Here is a 1,526-nt window from a genome sequence, read left to right on the forward strand (position 1 = left end):
ATTCTACTTTAACAGATTTATTGCTTTGAATAACAGAGGTCTATATCGCGCTGTCGCTTTTCATGTCGCTGCCGCAGTTTTTCCAGCATCCGTTCATCGGTCATTTCACGATAAAATTTGTATACCATAAAATCCATAATGTCTCTTGCCGATAGCAATGGGACTTCGTCTTGATTCAATAATTTTTCTTTCAGCATAAAGCTACCCACCAATAGATTGAGCGCTACTTGATGATGCCACGACAGCCATTTGCGGGTTTGGAACTGGTCCATGCCTAATATCTGTTTTTGCTCTTTAAAGCTATGCTCAATGAAAAAGCGTTGTGCTTGCATGTATGCCAGTGCCTGATGCGTATATTGAGCTAGTTCTGCGTTGGTGAACGAATATTTTACTTCTACGCCCTGTTTTGTCTTTCTTTTCGAAATGACCAGCAACCGTTTCTCAACAATATTCTGAACCTTATCCCAAATGTAAACTGTCTTAAAATGGAACAATCCCTTCAATTTTCCCTTGGCAGAGTCACGAATGGTAAGTTTTTTCCAGTCTTTGTTTGTTAGAGTTTCTAAATATTTGCTAACCTGTACCGAAGGGGTGCTTGCCTTTGGCCTTTTGGGTGGGCGCCCACGATGACTCTTTCGCTCGGGAATATATAGTTCAGGTTTTTCAAGATGGATTTTTTGATCGCTATGAATGTCAAGCATGTACACCAACCCCATTTCCTCAATTGAACGGGTAAACGCAAGGTCATTGCCATAAAGCCCATCACCCCCAACGTAATCGAACTCAATACCCATTTCCAGTTGGTGCTTCACAATATCTGTTGCCAACTCCGGTTTTGTCTTGAAAACCCTGTCCTCTTTAGGAATGCCGGCAGATTCACACCTGGCATCGTCATTACACCATGACTTTGGAAGATACAGTCTCGCGTCAACCAACGCTGCATATTTGTCGGTGCACAAGCAACCAAATACTGCCACCTGAGAGTTTGCAGTCTTCCCAACGTTCCCGCAATACTGATGATCAACTCCAACGCTTTTGTCACCTTTTTTTACCCATCCGCTTTCGTCTATGAGCAACCCTCTTAATTTCTGCTTTGGAAGTGATTGGTTTACTTGACTTGCTATTTGGTCGATGACAGCTCTTGCGTCCCAATTGGATTCGGTAATAAAATGCTGCATCTTGTGGTAGTCTGCGTTTAATGTCTCACTGATGCGTTCGATATTTTTCAAATCACTTAAAACTAAACCTTCGACGTATTGAGTGGCTTTGTCGAAGTTGGATTTTGTTTTATTTTTAAAATAATGCTGAAATTCAGATAAATACACTTCAAGTCGTTTGTTGACTGCTAGTAGTGTTTTACCATTATTCGTATATCTTTTTAAGTTTTTCGCCCGTTACCTATTGAAAACTTGAGTTTTATTCTTTATTTCAATTGCAATATACTAATTTACCGTCGATTACGAAAAAATAGTAACACTAAATTATCGCTTTTTTAGTGATTATTTTAATCTGTTAAAGTAGAATTA

General features: G+C 39.6%; 1 pseudogene. It reads right to left on the bottom strand.

The features are described 5' to 3' along the window. Positions 1-17 precede the first annotated feature (17 nt). Positions 18-1,398: pseudogene (locus tag BM130_RS15045) on the bottom strand (IS701 family transposase); the annotation flags it as partial. Between the last annotated feature and the right edge of the window lie 128 nt (positions 1,399-1,526).

The sequence above is a fragment of the Thermophagus xiamenensis genome (genome assembly GCF_900112795.1).
GTDB lineage: Bacteria > Bacteroidota > Bacteroidia > Bacteroidales > Marinilabiliaceae > Thermophagus > Thermophagus xiamenensis.